Genomic DNA, 19,755 nt, shown 5'->3' with positions numbered 1-19,755 from the left:
ATGGGAAAAGTAACTGGATTTAAAGAATTCGAAAGAAAAGACGAATCGTACAAAGCTGTAGAAGAGCGTGTACAACATTATAATGAATTTACAGTCCCTTTAAGCGAGGCTGAAATTACAGAACAAGGATCTCGTTGTATGGATTGTGGTATTCCTTTCTGTCACAGTGGTTGTCCATTAGGAAATTTAATTCCTGATTTTAACCACATGGTACATCAAGGAGAGTGGCAAAAAGCCTCTTTAATATTACATTCTACAAACAACTTTCCTGAATTTACTGGACGTTTATGTCCTGCACCTTGTGAAAAAGCATGTGTATTAGGAATTATAGAAGATCCTATTTCTATAGAAAATATTGAAAAAAACATTGTTGAACGTGCTTTTAAAGAAGGATGGATTAAACCTCAACCTCCTAAAAAAAGAACAGGTAAAACGGTTGCTGTTGTAGGATCAGGTCCTGCAGGATTGGCTGCTGCTCAACAATTAAACAGAGCCGGACACACTGTAACTGTTTTTGAAAGAGATGATGAAGTTGGAGGATTGTTGCGCTACGGTATTCCTAACTTTAAAATGGAAAAAGGAATCATAGACCGTCGTGTGGCTATTTTAGAAGCAGAAGGAATTACTTTTAAAGTAAATGCGAATGTTGGAGTTAATGTTTCTGTAGAAGAATTGAAAGCTTTTGATGCTATTACTTTATGTGGTGGTGCTACACAAAGACGTTCTTTACCTACTCCTGGTATTGATGCTGATGGTGTAGTACAGGCTATGGATTTCTTAACGCAACAAACAAAAGTTGTTTTAGGTAAAGAAGTAAAAAATCAAGTTTTAGCAACAGGTAAAGATGTAATTGTAATTGGTGGTGGTGATACAGGTTCTGACTGTGTAGGTACTTCTAATCGTCAAGGAGCAAAATCTGTAGCTAATTTTGAAATTATGCCAAAACCTCCTGGACACAGATCACCTACAACTCCATGGCCTTATTGGCCTTTACAGTTGAAAACATCTACTTCTCACAAAGAAGGATGTGAAAGAAACTGGTTGATTAACACAAAGGAGTTCATTAAAGATGAAAACGGAAAGTTAACAGCTTTAAAAACTGTTAATGTAGAGTGGAAAATGGTTCCTGGACAAAGACCTCAATTAATTGAGATTGAAGGTTCAGAAAAAATTTGGCCTTGTGATTTGGCTTTATTAGCCTTAGGATTTACAGGTCCAGAAGCTACTATTGCTGAGCAATTAGGTATAGAAACCGATGCTCGTTCTAACTACAAAGCAGAATATGGTAAATACCAGACTAACATTCCTAATGTATTTGCTGCAGGAGATATGCGTAGAGGTCAATCTTTAATTGTTTGGGCAATTTCTGAAGGTCGTGAAGCAGCTCGTCAAGTTGATATTTTCTTAATGGGTAAATCTGATTTACCATCTAAAGATATTGCTGGAGACTTAGTAGGTGTACAATAAAACCTAACATTTATATAAAAGAAAACCTCGCTACTTAGCGAGGTTTTCTTTTTTTATAGCGATTAAAAACTTCTTAAGAAAATAGATTATATTCGTTATATATGGAAACGGCAAATATAAAACAACTTAAAACAGAGCTTAACAATTTAGATAAAAACAAACTTATCGAACTTGTTTTAAGACTATCGAAATTTAAAAAAGAAAATAAAGAACTTTTAACTTATTTATTATTTGAAGCTCAAAATGAGGATGCTTATATTTCTGAAATAAAATTAGAAATAGATACTTTATTTGACCAAATAAACACTTCATCTTATTTCTATATAAAAAAATCAATTCGTAAAATACTCAAACAGCTTAAAACCTATATTAGGTATTCTAGTGTGAAGGAAACTGAGGTTGAACTACTGTTGTATTTTTGTAAAAAACTAAAGCACTTACGTCCTAGTATTACCAAAAACCAACAATTGCTTAATTTATATCACAGAGAGTTAAAACTTATCAAGAGAAAAACAACAACTTTACACCCTGATTTACAATTTGACTATCATAACCAAATTCACCTTCTGTCTCTAGAACCTCTAACAATTATCTAAAAAAAAAGCTTCTTAATTTTTTTTAAACTACATTTAATTACATCTTCATATTAATGATGATGATTTGATTTTAAAATTATGAAAAAACACCTATTACTAGTTGTACTTGTTTTTTGTTTTAATATGCCATTACATGTACATGCACAAGAAACCATAGTTGATAGTATTGCCACTAAAACCGATAGTATTAACAATGAACTTTTAAATGAGTTTAATCAAAAAATTTCTGAAATTAAAGAACAGCGTAAGCAAGATTCTATTAAAAAAATTGAATTAGAAAAGACATTGCGCTCTTTAAAAACTACAGACAATTTAAAAAAAGAAGAATTACTAAACCAATTAAAACAAATTGAGGAAAGTGAGAAAAAAAGAATTTCTGAGAAAAAAGCAAGAATAGATGCTTTAAGAAATACAGCAAAAGGACATCCTGTTATTGGAGTTCTTAAAGACACTTTATTTTTAGTTTATGCAAAAATAGGATCTTCTACACCTGCAGAACGAGCTGCTAATATTTCTAGAAAAATAGAAAAACTATACAACGATGATTTTCTGAATATTGACAACATTAAAGTTCATCCTTTTGAAAACACTTATGATATTGTTTATAACGAACTAATTATTATGAGTATTTCTGAAGCAGATGCTATTTGGTACAATCAATCTATAGAAAGCAGTGCCAATTTATTTAAAGACAATATAAAATCGGCTATTGTAACAGCTAAAAAAGAAAATAGCTTACAAAAAATTGCCATGCGTATTGGGTTGGTTTTACTCGCTATTTTAATCATTTGGCTTGTAATAAAACTAGTACGTAAAATGTTTTTAAAAGTAGATGCTATTATTGAACAAAAACAAGAATCTTGGTTAAAAGACATTAAATACAACGATTATGTTATTGTGTCTACAGAACAAGCACTTGTATTGATTTCTTATATTATTAAGGCTCTAAAAATAATTGTTTATGCCATTATACTTTACATTACTCTGCCTATTTTGTTTAGTATTTTTCCATTTACAAGAGATTGGGCCGACACTCTTTTTAAATTAATATGGAATCCTTTTAAAGGGGTTTTAAACAATATTGTTTCTTTTTTACCTAACCTATTCAGCATTGCAGTTATTTATTTTGTGATGCGTTATTTTATCCGTTTTGTAAAATATATTTTTAATGAAATTAAATATGGGAAACTAAAAATTAATGGATTTCATGCAGATTGGGCAATGCCTACTTACGGAATTGTAAGAGTACTATTGTATGCTTTTATGGTGGTGCTTATTTTCCCTTATTTACCAGGTTCTGACTCGCATGTATTTAAAGGAGTAACTGTGTTTGTAGGGGTGTTATTTTCTTTAGGTTCATCTACAGCTATTTCTAATATGGTTGCCGGATTGGTGATTACTTATATGCGTTCTTTTAAATTAGGAGATCGAATTAAATTTGGGGATATTATGGGAGATGTTGTAGAAAAAACATTGTTAATTACCAGACTTAAAACAGTAAAAAATGAAATTATTACAGTTCCCAATTCTACTATTCTAGCTAGTAATATTATTAACTACACCAGTATTGCCGATGAAAATGGTCTAATACTACATACAACAATTACCCTAGGATATGATGTTCCTTGGAAATTGGTACACGAAAGTTTGATAGAAGCTGCAATAAGAACAGAAGCAATATCTAACATACCTAAACCTTTTGTTTTACAAACTAGCTTAGATGATTATTATGTTTCTTATGAATTAAACGCTTATACAAAAGTAGTAGCCAAACAAGCTATTATTTATTCTGAATTACATCAAAACATTCAAGATGTATGTAACGAAAATGGTATTGAAATACTATCTCCGCATTACCGTGCAAATAGAGATGGAAATATGACCACCATTCCTAAAGATTATTTAGATAAAGACTACAAAGCACCTAGTTTTAGTGTTAAAATAGAAAAAGACAATTCATAGATCTGTTCAACCAATCATGAAACATTTAAAATTAACCATTCTCTTTTTGCTTATTATTTATTCCAGTTACAGCAAAGCTTGTAGTATTGTTTATTTTGTTGATGAAAAAACAGGTACTATTTACATTGCCAACAACGAAGATTTTTGGCTAAACACCAAAGCTTATATACAATACATTCCCGACTCTAAAAAAGGAATGGCTAGACTATGGTACGGTTGGAAAGAATTTGCACAAGGAGGAGTTAACAAAGCAGGATTATTTTTTGATGCTGCTGTCACTCCCACTCAAAAAATTCCAGAAAATTACAACACTCCAAACGGTAGAAATATAGGTGATGAAATTTTAGCACAATGCACAACAACCTCACAAGCCTTAGATTACCTTGAAAAAGAAAAAATAGCTATTGCCAATGGCCATATAATGTTTGGAGACAAAACCGGAAATGCAGTTGTGGTAGAATGGATTGATGGAAAAAGAAAAACAATCTACATAAAAGATCATGTTTTAATAGCAACCAACTACCTATTGTCTAAACCACAAGCAGGAAATTTTCCTTGTTATCGATATCAATCGATTCAAAAAAGAATTAACGATTTAAAACAAAAAGAAACCATCAATTTTTTATCTTTTGGAAACACCATTGGTGGCACTGCACAGTTACCTAAAAAAGATCCTAATACAGGGAATATGGGAGGTACTCTTTATACAAGTTTTATCAATTTATCAGAAATGAAAATGTTTATCATTCCTAAACTAGATAATAGCAAACTCATCAAACTAAATTTGCAAGAACAATTTGCCCAAAAAAAGAAACAAAAAATAAAATTATATTAAAAAAATCCCTGAATTGCTTCAGGGATTTTTTTAGACTTGTTTTTCTAAATAATGAAAATCGATATGAAATTCATTTTTTAAATCTTTAATCTTCTTATTAATTTCTTTTGTATCTATTTTTTTATTGTTCTTAGACCCTACTAGCATTACGTTTTTACGAGTATGTTCGTTAGAGATAAACTCAAACACCTTGGTTGTATACTGGTTTTTTTCTAAAATTAAGGCACGAATGGTATCTGTCACCATTTCGAACTGACGTTCTTTAAAAATGCCGTATTTTAACAAAGGACTCTCCTGCTCTATTCCTTTTACTTGCTGACGAACTTGTTTATGACAACAAGGTGCACAAATTACCAAACCTGCATTGGCTATAATTCCTTTAGCAATAGCATCATCTGTAGCAGTATCACAAGCGTGCAAAGCTATTAGAATATCAATTTTTTTATTGTCGTAATCTTGAATTAATTTATTTTCAAACTGTAAATCATCAAACCCACATTTTTCTGCAATGTTGTTACAGTAGTTTACCAAACCATCTCGCAATTCAATACCTGTAACGGAAACTTCTTTATTCCTATCATTTTTTAAATAATCATACAAAGCAAATGTTAAATACCCTTTGCCCGATCCCATATCTACAATCTGAATTTTTTTAGGCAGTTTTACTCCATTAATTAAGCCTTCTATAATTTCTAAATATTTATTAATCTGACGATACTTATCAGCCATTTTAGGAATTACACTCCCTTCTTTGTCTGTAACCCCTAAATAGAATAAATAATCTTTATTAGCAGCTCTTTTTTCTTTGGGTCTGTCGTGTGTTTCTGGTAGTTTGTGTGTAAAACTAGGAGCTACTTTTTTTAATGTAATCGCTTTCTTTTTAGAAACAAATACTTGTATATCATCTGGCAAGGTAAACACCACACCAGAACGGAATGTATTGGTAAGCAAATCTGCTATTTGTTCCATAGCTTCTTCTACAGAAAAATTCTTAACCACATCATTGGTTTTGTTGCGGTAGGTAAACTGAAATTTTTGCTGATTTTGAATGGAAATTAACCGTATATACACATTTCTTAAACCATCATTTTTACGGATTGGTTTGCTTAAAGTTATTTTTACAAAAGTATCTGCTACTAGGCTACTTTTAATTTCTTCAAAAAGTGGGTTGAATTCTTCCATAACGCAAAATTAGGTTTTATTAACGGATGAAAAAAACATATCTTTTTATTCTTATCTATATAATTACACAACAACAAACACAGTGTATTATAACACAAAAGGTCTTATAGAATAAGGCTGAGAATTCTTTAAATCTTCTTTAAAAATAATTGATTATCTCATTTGTTTTTTTATTACATTCGCGCAAAATAATCAACCACAAAACATTGAAATCAAATAGATTAGAATATATTGATATTCTTAGATCTGTAGCTATTATTATGATGTTAGAAGGTCATTTTATGACCCACAGTTTGCTACCTGTTTACCGAGACTCATCAAACCCAATTTACGAATTTTGGAAATTCACAAGAGGTCTTACAGCTCCTTTGTTTTTGTCTGTTTCCGGATTAATTTTCACCTATTTATTAGTACAAAATAAAACTCAGGGATGGAAGAACCCTAGAGTTCAGAAAGGATGCAAAAGAGCTATTATTTTAATTGTAACCGGATACTTATTGCAATTTAACTTGTATACTCATTTCTTTTTAGAAAGACCTTTGTTTACTAGTTTAACTCAAATATTTCATGTACTACAATGTATTGGAACCTCTTTATTGCTTTTAATTACAGTGTATTTAATTAAAACGTATATTTTAAAAATTCCAATAGGTGTACTTTTAGTTTTTTTAGGATTGATGGTAATTGTTATAAGTCCTACACTTTACAATTTAAATTACGCAAACACCCCTCGTTTTATAGAAAACATTTTAATTACTAGTAAAAACACAACACTAAAAACATCTGTTTTTCCTTTATTTCCATGGTCTGCTTATGTATTTTTAGGAGGATGCTTAGGTAGTATTATTTATCAGTTTAACCATAAAACTCGCCACTTTCTATTTCCTTTAACTCTTATTATGGCGGGGTTTATTTTTAAACAACTTTGTTATCCGTTACTTTCTTTATTGCAAAAACTCCCTTTGTTCAATCAACTAAGTCCGTTTCAATACGAATACGAACCTATCCGTTTTTGTCAAGTATTAATTGTTATTGGTAGTATTATTTTACTACAAAAAAGTATAGTTGCCTTTCGTCAACAAATCCTTTTTTCTATTCCTAATATTGTTATTCAATATAGCATAATGGTTTGTTTTGGAATAAGTTGTTATTTGTTTACAACTCCTTTAACCTCTCCTTTGCAAAAGGTAGTTACTTATAGTTTGTTTTTTATTCCTATTGTTATTGCCATATGGAAATTAACCAACTGGAATTATGAAACTTTTATCAAAATAGGACAAAACACACTTTCCGTATATGTTTTACATGTAATTATTTTGTATCAAGGTTTTTTTGGTTTCCGATTGGACTCTTTGATAAAAGCCAAGCTGAATCCATTTTTTTCTATTTTAGGAGCATTGCTTTTTGTTTTTTTATTTTTAGCATACACACAATACGAACCTATTTTATTTTTAAAAATACATCGCTTAAAAATTCGATATAAAATCATCAAAAGAAAAACACTTTACAAAACAAGTATCATCTAAGTTTTCTATCCTAAAAAAACTTTAAAAAATACCTACTTTAAAGTCCCTGATTTTATCTAAATTTGCGCTTTAAGTAAAATTTGAACAAACTTCATTCATAATGATATTATTCTTTCAAAAAAATACGACTGTTTTTGCAGTACAAACTTCAGCTCTAGACTCTGAAAACATTCAAAAATTAGAATGGCTATTTGGAAATGCTAAACAAGTAAACCAAGAAACATTAGAAGGTTTTTTTATAGGACCTCGTAGAGAAATGATTACTCCTTGGAGTACCAATGCTGTAGAAATTACTCAAAACATGAGTATTTCTGGAATTGAAAGAATTGAAGAGTTTACGAAAGTAGATACTAAAGATGCTGAAATAGATCCTATGTTACAAAAAATGTACGAAGGATTGAACCAAGAAACCTACACCATTAATGTAGAACCTCAGCCAATTTTAGAAATTGAAGACATTAAAGCTTTTGATGCACAAGAAGGATTGTCTTTAAGCGATGATGAAATTGCTTATTTGGAAGACATGTCTAAGCGTATTGGACGTAAATTAACAGATTCTGAAGTATTCGGATTTTCACAAATCAACTCAGAACACTGTCGTCATAAAATATTTAACGGAACTTTTGTAATTGATGGTGAAGAAAAAGAAACCTCATTATTTAAATTAATCCGTAAAACTTCTAACGAACACCCTAACGGAATTGTATCTGCCTACAAAGACAACGTAGCGTTTGTAAAAGGACCTAAAGCGGTTCAGTTTGCACCTAAAACAGCAGACAAACCAGACTTTTACGAAACCAAAGAATTTAATTCTGTAATTTCTTTAAAAGCAGAAACACACAACTTTCCTACCACTGTAGAGCCATTTAACGGAGCTGCAACAGGTGCTGGTGGAGAAATTAGAGACCGTTTGGCTGGAGGTCAAGGTTCTTTGCCATTGGCAGGAACTGCTGTTTACATGACTTCTTACTCAAGATTAGAAGAAAACAGACCTTGGGAAAATATTGAAGAAAGAAAGTGGTTGTACCAAACACCTATGGACATCTTAATCAAAGCTTCTAACGGAGCTTCAGATTTTGGAAACAAATTTGGTCAGCCTTTAATTTCTGGTTCTTTGTTAACTTTTGAGCACGAAGAAGCCAACAAAGAATTAGCAGATGCTGATTTAAGAACTTTAGGTTTTGACAAAGTAATTATGCAAGCAGGTGGTGTAGGATATGGTAAAGCAGAGCAAGCCATTAAACACGAACCTAAAGCAGGTGATAAAATTGTAATTCTAGGAGGAGACAACTACCGTATTGGTATGGGAGGTGCTGCCGTATCATCTGCAGATACAGGTGCTATGGATTCTGGAATTGAATTGAATGCCGTACAACGTTCTAACCCAGAAATGCAAAAACGTGCTGCCAATGCCATTCGTGGTATGGTAGAAAGTGACATCAACCCTATTGTTTCTATTCACGATCATGGTGCAGGTGGACACTTAAACTGTTTGTCTGAATTGGTAGAAGAAACTGGAGGATTGATTGATACGGATAAATTACCTGTTGGTGATCCTACTTTATCTGCAAAAGAATTAATCGGAAACGAATCTCAAGAAAGAATGGGATTGGTTATTCACGATAAAGATATTGACTATTTAAACCGTGTGGCAGAAAGAGAGCGTTCTCCAATGCACACTGTTGGTGATGTAACCAACGACAATCGTTTTACTTTTAAATCTGCAACAACAGGAAAAGCTCCTATGGATTTAGATTTAAATGACATGTTTGGTTCTTCTCCAAAAACATACATGCACGACAAAACAGTTGCTAGAAAATACGAAGATGTAACATATAGCAATAGTGAATTACAACAAAACTTAAAAACCGTTTTACAATTAGAAGCTGTAGCTTGTAAAGATTGGTTAACAAACAAAGTAGACCGTTGTGTAGGTGGTAAAGTAGCCAAACAACAATGTGCTGGTCCTTTGCAATTACCGTTGAATGATGTTGCGGTAATGGCTTTAGATTACAACGGAAAAGAAGGAATTGCTACTTCTATTGGTCATGCACCCATTTCTGCTATTATTAACGAGGCTGCAGGTTCTCGTAATGCCATTGCAGAATGTTTAACCAATTTGGTTTGGGCTCCCTTAGAAGATAAATTAACTTCTGTTTCTTTATCTGCCAACTGGATGTGGCCTTGTAAAAACGAAGGAGAAGATGCTCGTTTGTACAACGCAGTACAAGCAGTTTCAGATTTTGCGATTGATTTAGGAATCAACATTCCAACAGGAAAAGATTCTTTATCTATGAAGCAAAAATACCCTAACAAAGATGTAATTGCTCCTGGAACAGTAATTATTTCTGGTGTAGGACATTGTAACGATATTAAAAAAGTAGTAGAACCTGTATTTTCTAAAAAAGAAGGGAACGCTATTTATTATATAGATTTTTCTTCTGATGCATTTAAATTAGGAGGATCATCATTTGCACAAGCAGTTAACAAAATTGGAACAGAAACTCCTGATGTAAAAGACAGTGCTATTTTTAAAACCGCTTTTAACACCGTTCAATCTTTAATAGAAAAAGGATGGATTACAGCAGGTCACGATATTTCTGCAGGTGGATTGATTACCACTATTTTAGAAATGTGTTTTGCAGATGTTAATTTAGGAGCCAACATCAATATTTCTGCATTGGGAGAAGCAGATACAACCAAAGTATTGTTTGCTGAAAATGCTGGAGTTATCATCCAAACCCTAAATCCATCAGAAGTAGAAGCAGCATTAACAGAAGCAGGATTAAAATTTGCCAACATTGGTACTACTGTTGAAACTGAAGTGGTAACTTTAGTAAACGGAGCTGCTACCGAAGTATTTAATGTAGCTGAGTTAAGAGATGTTTGGTTTAAAACCTCTTATTTATTAGACAAAAAACAATCTGGAGAAGCAAAAGCTACCGAAAGATTTGACAATTATAAAAATCAAGCCTTAGACTTTACGTTCCCTGCACACTTTACAGGAAAACTTCCTAAAATAGAAAGTGGAAAGAAACCTGTTGCTGCTGTGTTACGTGAAAAAGGATCTAACTCTGAACGTGAAATGGCCAATGCTTTGTATTTGGCTGGTTTTGATGTAAAAGATGTGCACATGACCGATTTAATCTCTGGTCGTGAAACTTTAGAAGATGTAAACTTTTTAGCGGCTGTAGGAGGTTTCTCTAACTCAGACGTTTTAGGTTCTGCCAAAGGATGGGCGGGTGCTTTCTTATACAACCCAAAAGCAAAAGCTGCTTTAGACAACTTCTACGCTCGTAAAGACACCTTGTCTTTAGGAATTTGTAACGGATGTCAGTTGTTGATAGAATTAGGATTGATTAACCCAGAGCATGCAGAAAAGCCTGTAATGGAACACAACGATTCTCACAAACACGAATCTGGATTTACATCTGTAGAAATTACAGAAAACAACTCTGTTATGTTAAGCACTTTAACAGGAAGTAAATTAGGAGTTTGGATTTCTCATGGAGAAGGAAAATTCAACTTACCATATACAGAAGACCAATACAACTTGGTTGGTAAATATGGTTATGAAGGATATCCTGCCAACCCTAACGGATCTAGCTATAATACAGCAATGATGAGTTCTGAAGATGGTCGTCACTTGGTAATGATGCCACATATTGAGCGTTCTATTTTTCAATGGAACTGGGCAAACTACCCTGCAGATAGAAACGATGAAGTTTCTCCATGGTTAGAAGCTTTTGTAAACGCTAAAGAATGGTTAACAAAGTAAGTTTTATTAAAAAAAATCACCCAATATAAAAAAGCATTAAGAGACAAACTCTTAATGCTTTTTTTATAGATAAAACTTAATTTTTTATATGCTATTAGTGTAAAAACTCTAATACTTTAACAGATGCCAAATCTGCTTCAATTTTTCTCTTTTGAGATTCTAAAATAGATTTGGTACTACTTGGCAAAGCTGTTTCTGTTAAAACGGTTTCATATTCTTCTACCGATGCTTTTTCTCCTCTAATAGCCTCTTCCAAAACAGCTTCATCGTTGTTTAATGATAAAATTGATTTTAAATCCATCCAAGTTCTGTGCAAGTCTCCAGTTACACTTCCATTTTTATCTGGATCCTGATTAAAAGAAGCAATTTCTGTTTTTAACTCTTGAGAAAAACCTTTTCTTTCTGCAGACTTTTTAATAAAAAAGTTTTTCAATTCTTGATTCTCTACATTTTCTGCTGCATTTTTATATCCTTTTTCTGCATCATAATTTTTCTCTAATAAAGAATTTAATTGTATTCCAATTTTTTCTGTATACGTTTTCATATCTTTTATTTTTTGATTAATACTTATTCAAAGGTAAACAGACATTGCTGTTTTTATAACAACCTCTATCAACTGCTGTGTTGATTAAAATCACCATCCCTTCTTATCCACTGTAAAAACAAAGCATAACTGGATATTAACACGTTATCAGAACAATCTTTTCACAGATTAGAACTCACAAAATCTAAATCTACATAAATACTTCCTTATCTTTGTATTACTAGTAAACACTATTTATGACATTTAAAGACTTACACTTAAACGCTAAAATTTTAAAGGCAGTTGCAGAACAAAACTACACCACACCTACTCCAATTCAGCAAGCTACCATTCCTCTAGTTTTAGATGGTGTGGATGTAATAGCTAGTGCACAAACAGGAACAGGAAAAACAGCTGCATTTGCATTGCCTATTTTAGATCGTATTTTTTCTGAAACTAGTGCAAGTAGCAAACAAAAAAAAATAAAAGCCTTAATTGTAAGTCCTACAAGAGAATTGGCTATTCAAATAGAAGAAAACTTTAAACAATATAGTGTTTACACCAACATAAGAACTACAGCTGTTTATGGGGGAATATCTATAGAACCTCAAATAGACCAAGTTCACAAAGGAATAGATGTATTAATTGCTACTCCTGGTCGTTTGTTAGATTTGCATAAAAGAGATGTAATCAACCTAGATTATATTCAGGTTTTAGTTTTAGACGAAGCCGACTTAATGTTAGATATGGGGTTTATTGATGATGTAAAGAAAATAGCCCGATTGTGTCCATCTCAAAAACAAACCTTATTATTTTCTGCCACTATGCCTCCTAAAATAGAAGGACTTGCCAAGGAATTGCTAACCGAACCTGAAAAAGTTTCTGTTTCAGCACTATCATCTGCAGCAAAAACCATAGAACAGGAATTATACATGGTTCCCAAACCTAAAAAAATTGAATTGTGCTTGCATCTTTTAAGAAACAATTTAAGAGGAAACATTATTATTTTTAGACGTACCAAATTTGGAGTTGATAAACTTGAAGCTACTTTATTAAAAAACAACTACAAAGTAGACACTATTCACGGAGATAAAACTCAAGCAGCTAGAACCAAAGCTTTGAATAAGTTTAAAAACAACGATGTAAATATTTTAATAGCTACAGATGTGGCTGCTCGTGGAATTGATGTTCCAGAATTAGATATTGTTATTAATTTTGACCTTCCTAACATTCCTGAAGCATATGTGCATAGAATTGGACGAACAGGTAGAGCGGGAAAACAAGGAAGATCTTTGTCTTTTTGTTCTGCTGATGAAAAAGCATATTTAAAAGACATACAACAATTACTAGGTACACTAATTCCTATTGAAGAAAATCATCCTTATCCTTTAGACCCTAAAGCAAAGCCAGAAATTCATAAAAAACAAGGAAGCAAACATAAAAAAGGGAGAAAATCTGCAGCTTCTAAAGCAAAAAAGAAACGCTGGTATTAGTTAATGATTATGTTAAAGAGTAAACCCTAAAAATATGGACATTGTATTTTATCTATTATGTATTCTCACCATTGTTTTCTCTTTTTTACCAAAGGTTCAATCTCAATATTGGTTTTTTAGAATTGCCAGTTTTGGAAAAATTCAACTAACAGCACTTCAGTTAGCTCTTCTTCTAGTTGGTTTGTTTTTTATAGAACAAACTATCTTTTTTAAAATCACATACGGTGTATTGATACCTACAACTATTTACAATATATATGTATTGTATCCGTATTTATTGTTAAAAAAAAGAAGCAGAAAACCAGACGGGTGTAATGATTTGATTTCTCTTATTTCTGTAAATGTATATCAATACAATACAGAATATCATCACTTAATTGATTTGATTAAAGAACAAAAACCCGATATATTATTAACAATAGAATCTAACAAAGACTGGGAAAAAGCCTTACTACCCTTAGATAGCATGTATGCTACTTCTAAAAAAATTGCTTTAGAAAACACTTATGGAATGCATTTTTACACCAATCTAAAAGTTGAAAATTTAGAAGTTAATTATTTTATTTCTGATGACATTCCAAGTATTAAAGCCTGTCTAAAAACAAATAACGATACTCATTTTATTTTTTACGGCATACATCCGCCACCAGCAAGTCCTACCGAAGAACCCAACTCTAAAGAAAAAGATGGTGAATTACTAAGTATTGCCAAAAAAGTAAAAGAGGAAAAACAGCCTACTGTGGTGGTTGGAGACTTTAATAGTGTAGCTTGGTCTAGAGCCACTAAATTGTTTTCTAAAATTTCTGGATTAAAAGATGCAAGAATTGGTAGAGGACTTGTTTCTACATTTCCGGCAAATTATAGATTTTTTAAAATTCCTTTAGATTTATTATATCACACAAGTGATATACATGTAGACCTTTTAAAAACTCTAAAAAACATCAACTCAGATCATTTACCTTTATCTGTTAAATTTTGTGTATACAAAACACAAAACAATCAACAAACCACAAAAAAATCTTTAATTCAAAAAGCAGATAAGTTTATTTTAAAGGGTAAAAAAGAAAAATCTGAGCAAAGATAAATTCATAAAAAATTTGTTGTTTTCATAACAAAAATTAATATTTCAAGGAATATTACTGTAATATCTACACAAAATAAACCTTTATTATAGTAAATTGGACAATTATAGCCATAATACATGTCCTTAATTTCTATTTTTGAAACGTAAAACAATAAAATATGATACACAAACTACTCAAAAAAACACTTTTATTAAGTTTCTTATTTCTTAGTACCATACATATTTTTGGTCAGAATAAAAAAATAACTCTTACCGGTGTTATATTAGATGAAACCAACGAAACCGTTCCTTTTGTTACGGTAGGAATTGTAAACAAAACGATTGGTACAGCTAGTACAGAAGATGGTGAATTTGCTTTAATGTTATCGGACAAAGAATTACAAGACACATTATACGTTTCTTCTCTTGGTTTTGATACTTATAAAATTAAAGTTCAAGAATACATCAATCAAAAAACTCAAAAAATTGTTCTAAAAGAAAACGTAGTAAACCTTACTGCTGTTGTTTTATTACATCCTATAGATTATGTTAAAAAAGCTCTTAAAAATTTAAAAGAAAATACACTTAGTCAAACACATGTTAAAGAAATTTTATTCAGGAGAGCTGCTACAGAAGAAGGAAAAGCTAAGTTTTTTGTAGAAAACTACATTAAATTAAAAGGAAGAGGTCCTGCATATTGGATGGGAACAATACAAGTGACAGAATCACGAAAATCGGCAGATTATAGGTTTTGGAAACGTACACAATGGAGACATGCTGTTATGGGAATGAATGATACAAACCCTTTAACTCCAAACGATTCTGAACACGCTAGAAATCTTAAAAAATTTACTTGGAAAAAAACAGGGAGCTCTTCTTACGAAGGTGAAGACGTGGTTATTTTAGAAGGTAAGAACCCAGATATTTTATGGGAAAAAATTACACTGTATGTGGGTATAGACAATTACCAAGTTTTTAGAATAGAAAGAGGTCAAAATCTTTTTATCTATAAAAAACACAAAAGCGGTAAAATGTACTTAAGCTACTACAAAAATCAATGGAGCTTTCCTAAAACACATATTCCTTTAAATTTACATGGTACTCCTGCAGAAACATTAGAATACAAATCAGAAGCTTTTGTTTTAAATGTGATTACAGATAAGAAAAAAATGAAAATTACTCCTTATGGGGTAGATAAGGACATGGGATCTTTAGACTTGCCTTATCATCCTGAGTTTTGGTCTAAACTTACGTTACCACCTGATACTAAATTTTACAAAAAAATTAAATCAGAACTTGAGGGATTGTACGGAGTTCCTTTAGAACAACAATATCAACTTGTAAATAAATAAACCTAACTACTACCCTATATAATTTATTTACAACAAACTAAAATAACAACAATGATACTTAAACTAAATAAAATATTTCATCTCCTTTTTTTACTATTTTTTATATCTGCCACTGCACAGCAAAAAAAAATTGTGCTTAACGGAACTATTTACGATGAAACCAACGAAACCGTTCCTTTTGTTACGGTAGGAATTGTAAACAAAACTATTGGTACTGCAAGTACAGAAGATGGTGAGTTCTCTTTATTATTGTCAGAGAACGAACTTCAAGACACTTTGTACGTATCATCATTAGGTTTTGATAGTTATAAAATTAAAGTTCAAGAGTACATCAATCAAAAAATTCAAAAAATTGTTCTAAAAGAAAATGTAGTAAACCTAACCACTGTAGTTTTATTACACCCTATTGATTATGTAGAAAATGCTCTTAAAAGTTTAAAGAAAAATACACTTAGCAAACCACATGTTAAAGAAATTTTATATAGAAGAGCCGCTACAGAAGAAGGAAAATCTAAATTTTTTGTAGAAAACTTTGTTAAGTTTAAAGACAGAGGACCTGCTTATTGGATGGGAACAATACAAGTTACCGAAGCTAGAAAATCTGCAGATTATAGAACTTGGAAACGTACCCAATGGAGACACTCTATAAACAATATGTGTGATGTAAACCCTATAAGACCTGGAGATTCTTTTCATAAAAGAAATTTAAAAAAGTTTATTTGGAAAAAAACAGGTAGCTCTTCTTATGATGGTGCTGATGTTGTAATACTTGAAGGTCATAACCCCGATAAAAAATGGGAAAAAATTACCTTGTACGTAGGTATTGATGAATACAAAATTTATAGAATAGAAAGAGGACCTTCTTTATTTATTTACAAAAAACACAAAAGCGGTAAAATGTATTTAAGTTACTTTAAAAATGAATGGAATTTCCCTAAAGATCAAATACCAGCAAACCTATTAGGAACACCTGCAGAAACTTTGGAATACAAAATTGAAGCTTTTGTTTTAAATGTAATTACTGATAGAAAAAAAGCTAAAATTACTCCTTATGGAATTGATAAAGATATGGGATCTTTAGAATTACCTTACAATCCTAAATTTTGGAACGATTTAAGTATGCCACCAGATACTAAATTTTTTAAAAGAATTAAATCGGAACTTGAAGGTTTGTATGGTGTGCCTTTAGAAACACAATACAAATTGGTAAACAAATAATTCTATTGTTATTACAATAAAAAAAATCGATGAGAAATTCTCATCGATTTTTTTATTTACAATTAATTTTTAAACACCCCTTTGGCAAAACCACTACCATGACTGGCAGACCAAAAAATATTTTTATCAAACGGATCAAATCCAAAACCTTCTATTTTATCTGGCTGCCCTAAACCTTTATTGCTTTTATGCCATGTTTTTCCTCCATCTCTAGAAATATAAATTCCTGGATTTAGCAACTGTGTTTTTCTGTTAGGAGCCACCACAACACCTATATAATCAGGGTCTAAATTAGATACATCTACCCTATTGGTATTAGGCATGTTAAAGATCAACTCCCATTCATTTCCTTTATCGTAACTCCTAAACACACCCCCTTTGCCAACAGCTGTACTTCCATCTCCAGTGGCTATATATAACACTCCGTTTTTATCAAACTTTACAAACTTAACACTTGTTACTCCATTTGGTAATTTCATTTGCTCCCAAGAATCTCCATTATTAATACTCTTATACAAACCTCCTGGTGTGTTTCCTTTGCTTGTGGCCAAAGCTGCATATAAAACCTCGTAATTTTCATCATAAGAAAGATGTGTAACATTTAAATTTTCTGGCAACCCAGTGTTGTTATGTCTCCATGTTTTTCCTCCATCTTTACTCTGATAAATTCCATAATCAGAAAAACTTGCATATTTTTTATTGTTTTTGTTCCATTTAGAAGGATGCCATCCTCTTTCTGTTTGAGAAGGAACGCAAAATAAAATATTGGTAGGAGTATCTTTATCTACCACAATACTAAACAAATACAGTAAATTATTGGACTTCATGTTTTTGATAGGTTTAGAAATGGTTACCCATGTTCTTCCTCCATCGGTAGATTTTCTAAAACATCCTGCATTTTTCTGTCTGTTGGTAAGCGTATATACTGTTTTAGAATTATTAGGGTCTACGGTTAAAGCAGTAATACTTACTGAATTTTCTTTATGATTTACAGACTGCCCTTCTATTTGCCTTAGAGCTGTAGCTCCTTTATATACCTTATCGCCATCCAAAGTGCTTTTCCAAATACCATGCTCTTCTGTATAAAACAAATATTGTCCTTTTTCATGTGTATTTAAATTCAACCCAAAACCTGGTAAATTACTATCTCCACGTCCTACCCAGTTTCCACTTCCAGGGCTAGTTTCATCATCATCTATTTGTTGCCAAGTTTTTCCATGGTCGGTAGAAATTAAATGTTGTTGTTCGTAACAAATAATAATTTCTCCATCGGCATTGGTTTGCATTACTCTAACTCCAATTGTACCATCTTCATGATTGACACTTTCTAAATGAGCAAATTTGGCATTTATTCCTAATGGAGTTCCTAAAGATTGCCAATAAGCAGCATCTTGTTTGTCTGCCCAATATTTTCCTGCTCGTAAAGCGACTTTCCATGTTTTTCCTCCATCGGTTGTTTGCATTAATTCCCCAGGACCAAAGCTAAAATCATGTTTTAAGTTGTTAGATATATATATTTCATCTGGATTTTCTGAATTGACTGCAATTCTATTGTAAACGGGTAAGGTAGCTGTTGGATATTCTGGAGCTAATTTTCTAACTTTTCCTAATGGCTGATTTAACCAATATCCTATAGTTTTATAATACAACCAACTTTTAGATTTATGATTGATTTTTTGTAAATTATAATTTGCTGCTAAATTTCCTGTTATATTTGTCCAACTAGCACCTGCATCTACACTTTTGTATACACCACCAGTAGCTATGGTTGTTTGATCTTTTAACTTGTAATGGGTTTGCAACACACAATACAAATAAAACTTTTTGTCTTTAGAGTGATAATACCAAGTTAAATCTCTAACATCATTGTATGGCAAGCCATTGTTACTTTGTTGCTAAGAATCTCCACCGTCTGTGGTTTGATACAATCCATAGTTTGTTAAAACAATAATATTTTTAGAATTGTTTGGGTTAACAACAATACGACCTACATCTAAATAATTAGAAACATGCGTTAGTATTTTTTTCCAAGATTTACCTCCATTTGTGGTTTTTAATAAATAACCATAATCTGTATTGTTAGATTTTGTTCCGTGTGGATCTTTTAAACTTCTGTGTATTTCTTTAACTTTCCAATATTGTCCGGCACCAACATACCAGGTATCTTTATCATTAGGATCTATAGCAACTACTGAATTTTTCTTTGTTCCTGGGAAATTCTTTAAAGAAATCCATGTTTTTCCTTTGTTATAAGTTTTGCTTAAAGAACTTTTTTCTAACATCAATCCAAAATTAGGATCTTGCACCGAAAATGCAATCCAATTAGGACGGATTTGACTTCCTTTTCCATCAAAATCATTTAAGGTTACCCACGATTTACTTTTGTTTGTTGTTCTGTAAGCATTTCCCATGTCGTAATTTAAAAACATGGTGTTTGCATCTGTTGGGTGAATAAACAAATCTTCACTATAACCAGAATTCCCTGGTCCTATTAATGTCCAAGTAAGTCTATCATCACTAGAAACTTGCTGTGTTTGTAGTTTTTTAAAGTAAGTTGTGTTTTGAGCAAAACTTACGGTTTGCATACAGGCTAACAAAGCCCAAATTATTTTTTTCATTTTTATTTGGTTTATGAATACCCTCCAAAACTAAACAGGATTATATGTACTTAAGAATACATATGGTTTTTACAAAAACAATTAATGTTGATTTTTTTTATTTCAGAAAACACACGTATTGCAATTGCATTAAAAACAATTA

The 19,755-nt window shown here is 31.7% G+C and carries 14 protein-coding genes; 10 read left to right on the top strand and 4 right to left on the bottom strand.

The window, feature by feature from the left end:
• From ACY2IJ_RS00395 to ACY2IJ_RS00380, 4 genes are all read left to right on the top strand, one after another.
• Positions 1–1,467, top strand: a complete 1,467-nt coding sequence (locus ACY2IJ_RS00395; RefSeq protein ID WP_476725180.1) for a glutamate synthase subunit beta — start codon at positions 1–3, stop codon at positions 1,465–1,467.
• A 101-nt stretch (positions 1,468–1,568) separates the two neighbouring features.
• Positions 1,569–2,063 carry a hypothetical protein gene (locus tag ACY2IJ_RS00390; protein ID WP_476725179.1) on the top strand — a complete coding sequence of 165 codons (495 nt, stop codon included), beginning with the start codon at positions 1,569–1,571 and terminating at the stop codon, positions 2,061–2,063.
• 78 nt (positions 2,064–2,141) lie between these two features.
• The gene (locus tag ACY2IJ_RS00385; protein ID WP_476725178.1) at positions 2,142–4,025 is read left to right on the top strand and encodes a mechanosensitive ion channel family protein; all 1,884 of its coding nucleotides are present in this window, start codon (positions 2,142–2,144) and stop codon (positions 4,023–4,025) included.
• Positions 4,026–4,041: 16 nt separating this feature from the next.
• Positions 4,042–4,860: a carcinine hydrolase/isopenicillin-N N-acyltransferase family protein gene (locus ACY2IJ_RS00380; protein ID WP_476725177.1), complete on the top strand. Its 819-nt coding sequence runs from the start codon at positions 4,042–4,044 to the stop codon at positions 4,858–4,860.
• 30 nt (positions 4,861–4,890) lie between these two features.
• Here the strand turns inward: ACY2IJ_RS00380 and ACY2IJ_RS00375 are convergent, their stop codons facing one another.
• On the bottom strand, positions 4,891–6,042 hold the full coding sequence (locus ACY2IJ_RS00375) for a class I SAM-dependent methyltransferase (protein WP_476725176.1): 1,152 nt from the start codon (positions 6,040–6,042) through the stop codon (positions 4,891–4,893).
• Between the two features lie 206 nt (positions 6,043–6,248).
• Here ACY2IJ_RS00375 and ACY2IJ_RS00370 point away from each other — a divergent pair, with 206 nt between their 5' ends.
• Complete coding sequence (locus tag ACY2IJ_RS00370; protein ID WP_476725175.1) at positions 6,249–7,568, top strand: heparan-alpha-glucosaminide N-acetyltransferase domain-containing protein; 1,320 nt, start codon at positions 6,249–6,251, stop codon at positions 7,566–7,568.
• A 100-nt stretch (positions 7,569–7,668) separates the two neighbouring features.
• Complete coding sequence (gene purL / locus ACY2IJ_RS00365) at positions 7,669–11,346, top strand: phosphoribosylformylglycinamidine synthase (protein WP_476725174.1); 3,678 nt, start codon at positions 7,669–7,671, stop codon at positions 11,344–11,346.
• Between the two features lie 94 nt (positions 11,347–11,440).
• Here the strand turns inward: purL and ACY2IJ_RS00360 are convergent, their stop codons facing one another.
• On the bottom strand, positions 11,441–11,890 hold the full coding sequence (locus ACY2IJ_RS00360) for a ferritin-like domain-containing protein (protein WP_476725173.1): 450 nt from the start codon (positions 11,888–11,890) through the stop codon (positions 11,441–11,443).
• 236 nt (positions 11,891–12,126) lie between these two features.
• Between ACY2IJ_RS00360 and ACY2IJ_RS00355 the strand changes: the two genes are divergently transcribed.
• The 4 genes from ACY2IJ_RS00355 to ACY2IJ_RS00340 all read left to right on the top strand — a co-directional run bounded on the left by ACY2IJ_RS00355 (position 12,127) and on the right by ACY2IJ_RS00340 (position 16,995).
• Positions 12,127–13,362, top strand: coding sequence for a DEAD/DEAH box helicase (locus ACY2IJ_RS00355; RefSeq protein ID WP_476725172.1), 1,236 nt, complete (start codon positions 12,127–12,129; stop codon positions 13,360–13,362).
• A 34-nt stretch (positions 13,363–13,396) separates the two neighbouring features.
• Positions 13,397–14,446, top strand: coding sequence for an endonuclease/exonuclease/phosphatase family protein (locus tag ACY2IJ_RS00350; protein WP_476725171.1), 1,050 nt, complete (start codon positions 13,397–13,399; stop codon positions 14,444–14,446).
• A gap of 158 nt (positions 14,447–14,604) precedes the next feature.
• Positions 14,605–15,777, top strand: coding sequence for a carboxypeptidase-like regulatory domain-containing protein (locus ACY2IJ_RS00345; RefSeq protein WP_476725170.1), 1,173 nt, complete (start codon positions 14,605–14,607; stop codon positions 15,775–15,777).
• A 51-nt stretch (positions 15,778–15,828) separates the two neighbouring features.
• Positions 15,829–16,995: a carboxypeptidase-like regulatory domain-containing protein gene (locus ACY2IJ_RS00340; RefSeq protein WP_476725169.1), complete on the top strand. Its 1,167-nt coding sequence runs from the start codon at positions 15,829–15,831 to the stop codon at positions 16,993–16,995.
• Positions 16,996–17,057: 62 nt separating this feature from the next.
• On the opposite strand, the gene ACY2IJ_RS00335 is transcribed toward ACY2IJ_RS00340, so the two are convergent.
• Both ACY2IJ_RS00335 and ACY2IJ_RS00330 read right to left on the bottom strand, forming a co-directional pair.
• Positions 17,058–18,872 (bottom strand): hypothetical protein, encoded by a 1,815-nt coding sequence (locus tag ACY2IJ_RS00335; RefSeq protein ID WP_476725168.1) that lies wholly within the window; start codon positions 18,870–18,872, stop codon positions 17,058–17,060.
• Between the two features lie 18 nt (positions 18,873–18,890).
• Complete coding sequence (locus ACY2IJ_RS00330) at positions 18,891–19,613, bottom strand: WD40/YVTN/BNR-like repeat-containing protein (protein ID WP_476725167.1); 723 nt, start codon at positions 19,611–19,613, stop codon at positions 18,891–18,893.
• Positions 19,614–19,755 lie beyond the last annotated feature (142 nt).

It is taken from the genome of Wenyingzhuangia gracilariae, from assembly GCF_056387575.1.
Note: the sequence above shows the minus strand (reverse complement) of the source record. Positions and strands in the feature narration are given on the sequence as shown.

Coding starts and splice junctions, on each gene's coding strand:
- ACY2IJ_RS00395 (WP_476725180.1), top strand. CDS start 1: ATGGGAAAAGTAACTGGATTTAAAGAATTCGAAAGAAAAGACGAATCG.
- ACY2IJ_RS00390 (WP_476725179.1), top strand. CDS start 1,569: ATGGAAACGGCAAATATAAAACAACTTAAAACAGAGCTTAACAATTTA.
- ACY2IJ_RS00385 (WP_476725178.1), top strand. CDS start 2,142: ATGAAAAAACACCTATTACTAGTTGTACTTGTTTTTTGTTTTAATATG.
- ACY2IJ_RS00380 (WP_476725177.1), top strand. CDS start 4,042: ATGAAACATTTAAAATTAACCATTCTCTTTTTGCTTATTATTTATTCC.
- ACY2IJ_RS00375 (WP_476725176.1), bottom strand. CDS start 6,042: ATGGAAGAATTCAACCCACTTTTTGAAGAAATTAAAAGTAGCCTAGTA.
- purL (WP_476725174.1), top strand. CDS start 7,669: ATGATATTATTCTTTCAAAAAAATACGACTGTTTTTGCAGTACAAACT.
- ACY2IJ_RS00360 (WP_476725173.1), bottom strand. CDS start 11,890: ATGAAAACGTATACAGAAAAAATTGGAATACAATTAAATTCTTTATTA.
- ACY2IJ_RS00355 (WP_476725172.1), top strand. CDS start 12,127: ATGACATTTAAAGACTTACACTTAAACGCTAAAATTTTAAAGGCAGTT.
- ACY2IJ_RS00350 (WP_476725171.1), top strand. CDS start 13,397: ATGGACATTGTATTTTATCTATTATGTATTCTCACCATTGTTTTCTCT.
- ACY2IJ_RS00345 (WP_476725170.1), top strand. CDS start 14,605: ATGATACACAAACTACTCAAAAAAACACTTTTATTAAGTTTCTTATTT.
- ACY2IJ_RS00340 (WP_476725169.1), top strand. CDS start 15,829: ATGATACTTAAACTAAATAAAATATTTCATCTCCTTTTTTTACTATTT.
- ACY2IJ_RS00330 (WP_476725167.1), bottom strand. CDS start 19,613: ATGAAAAAAATAATTTGGGCTTTGTTAGCCTGTATGCAAACCGTAAGT.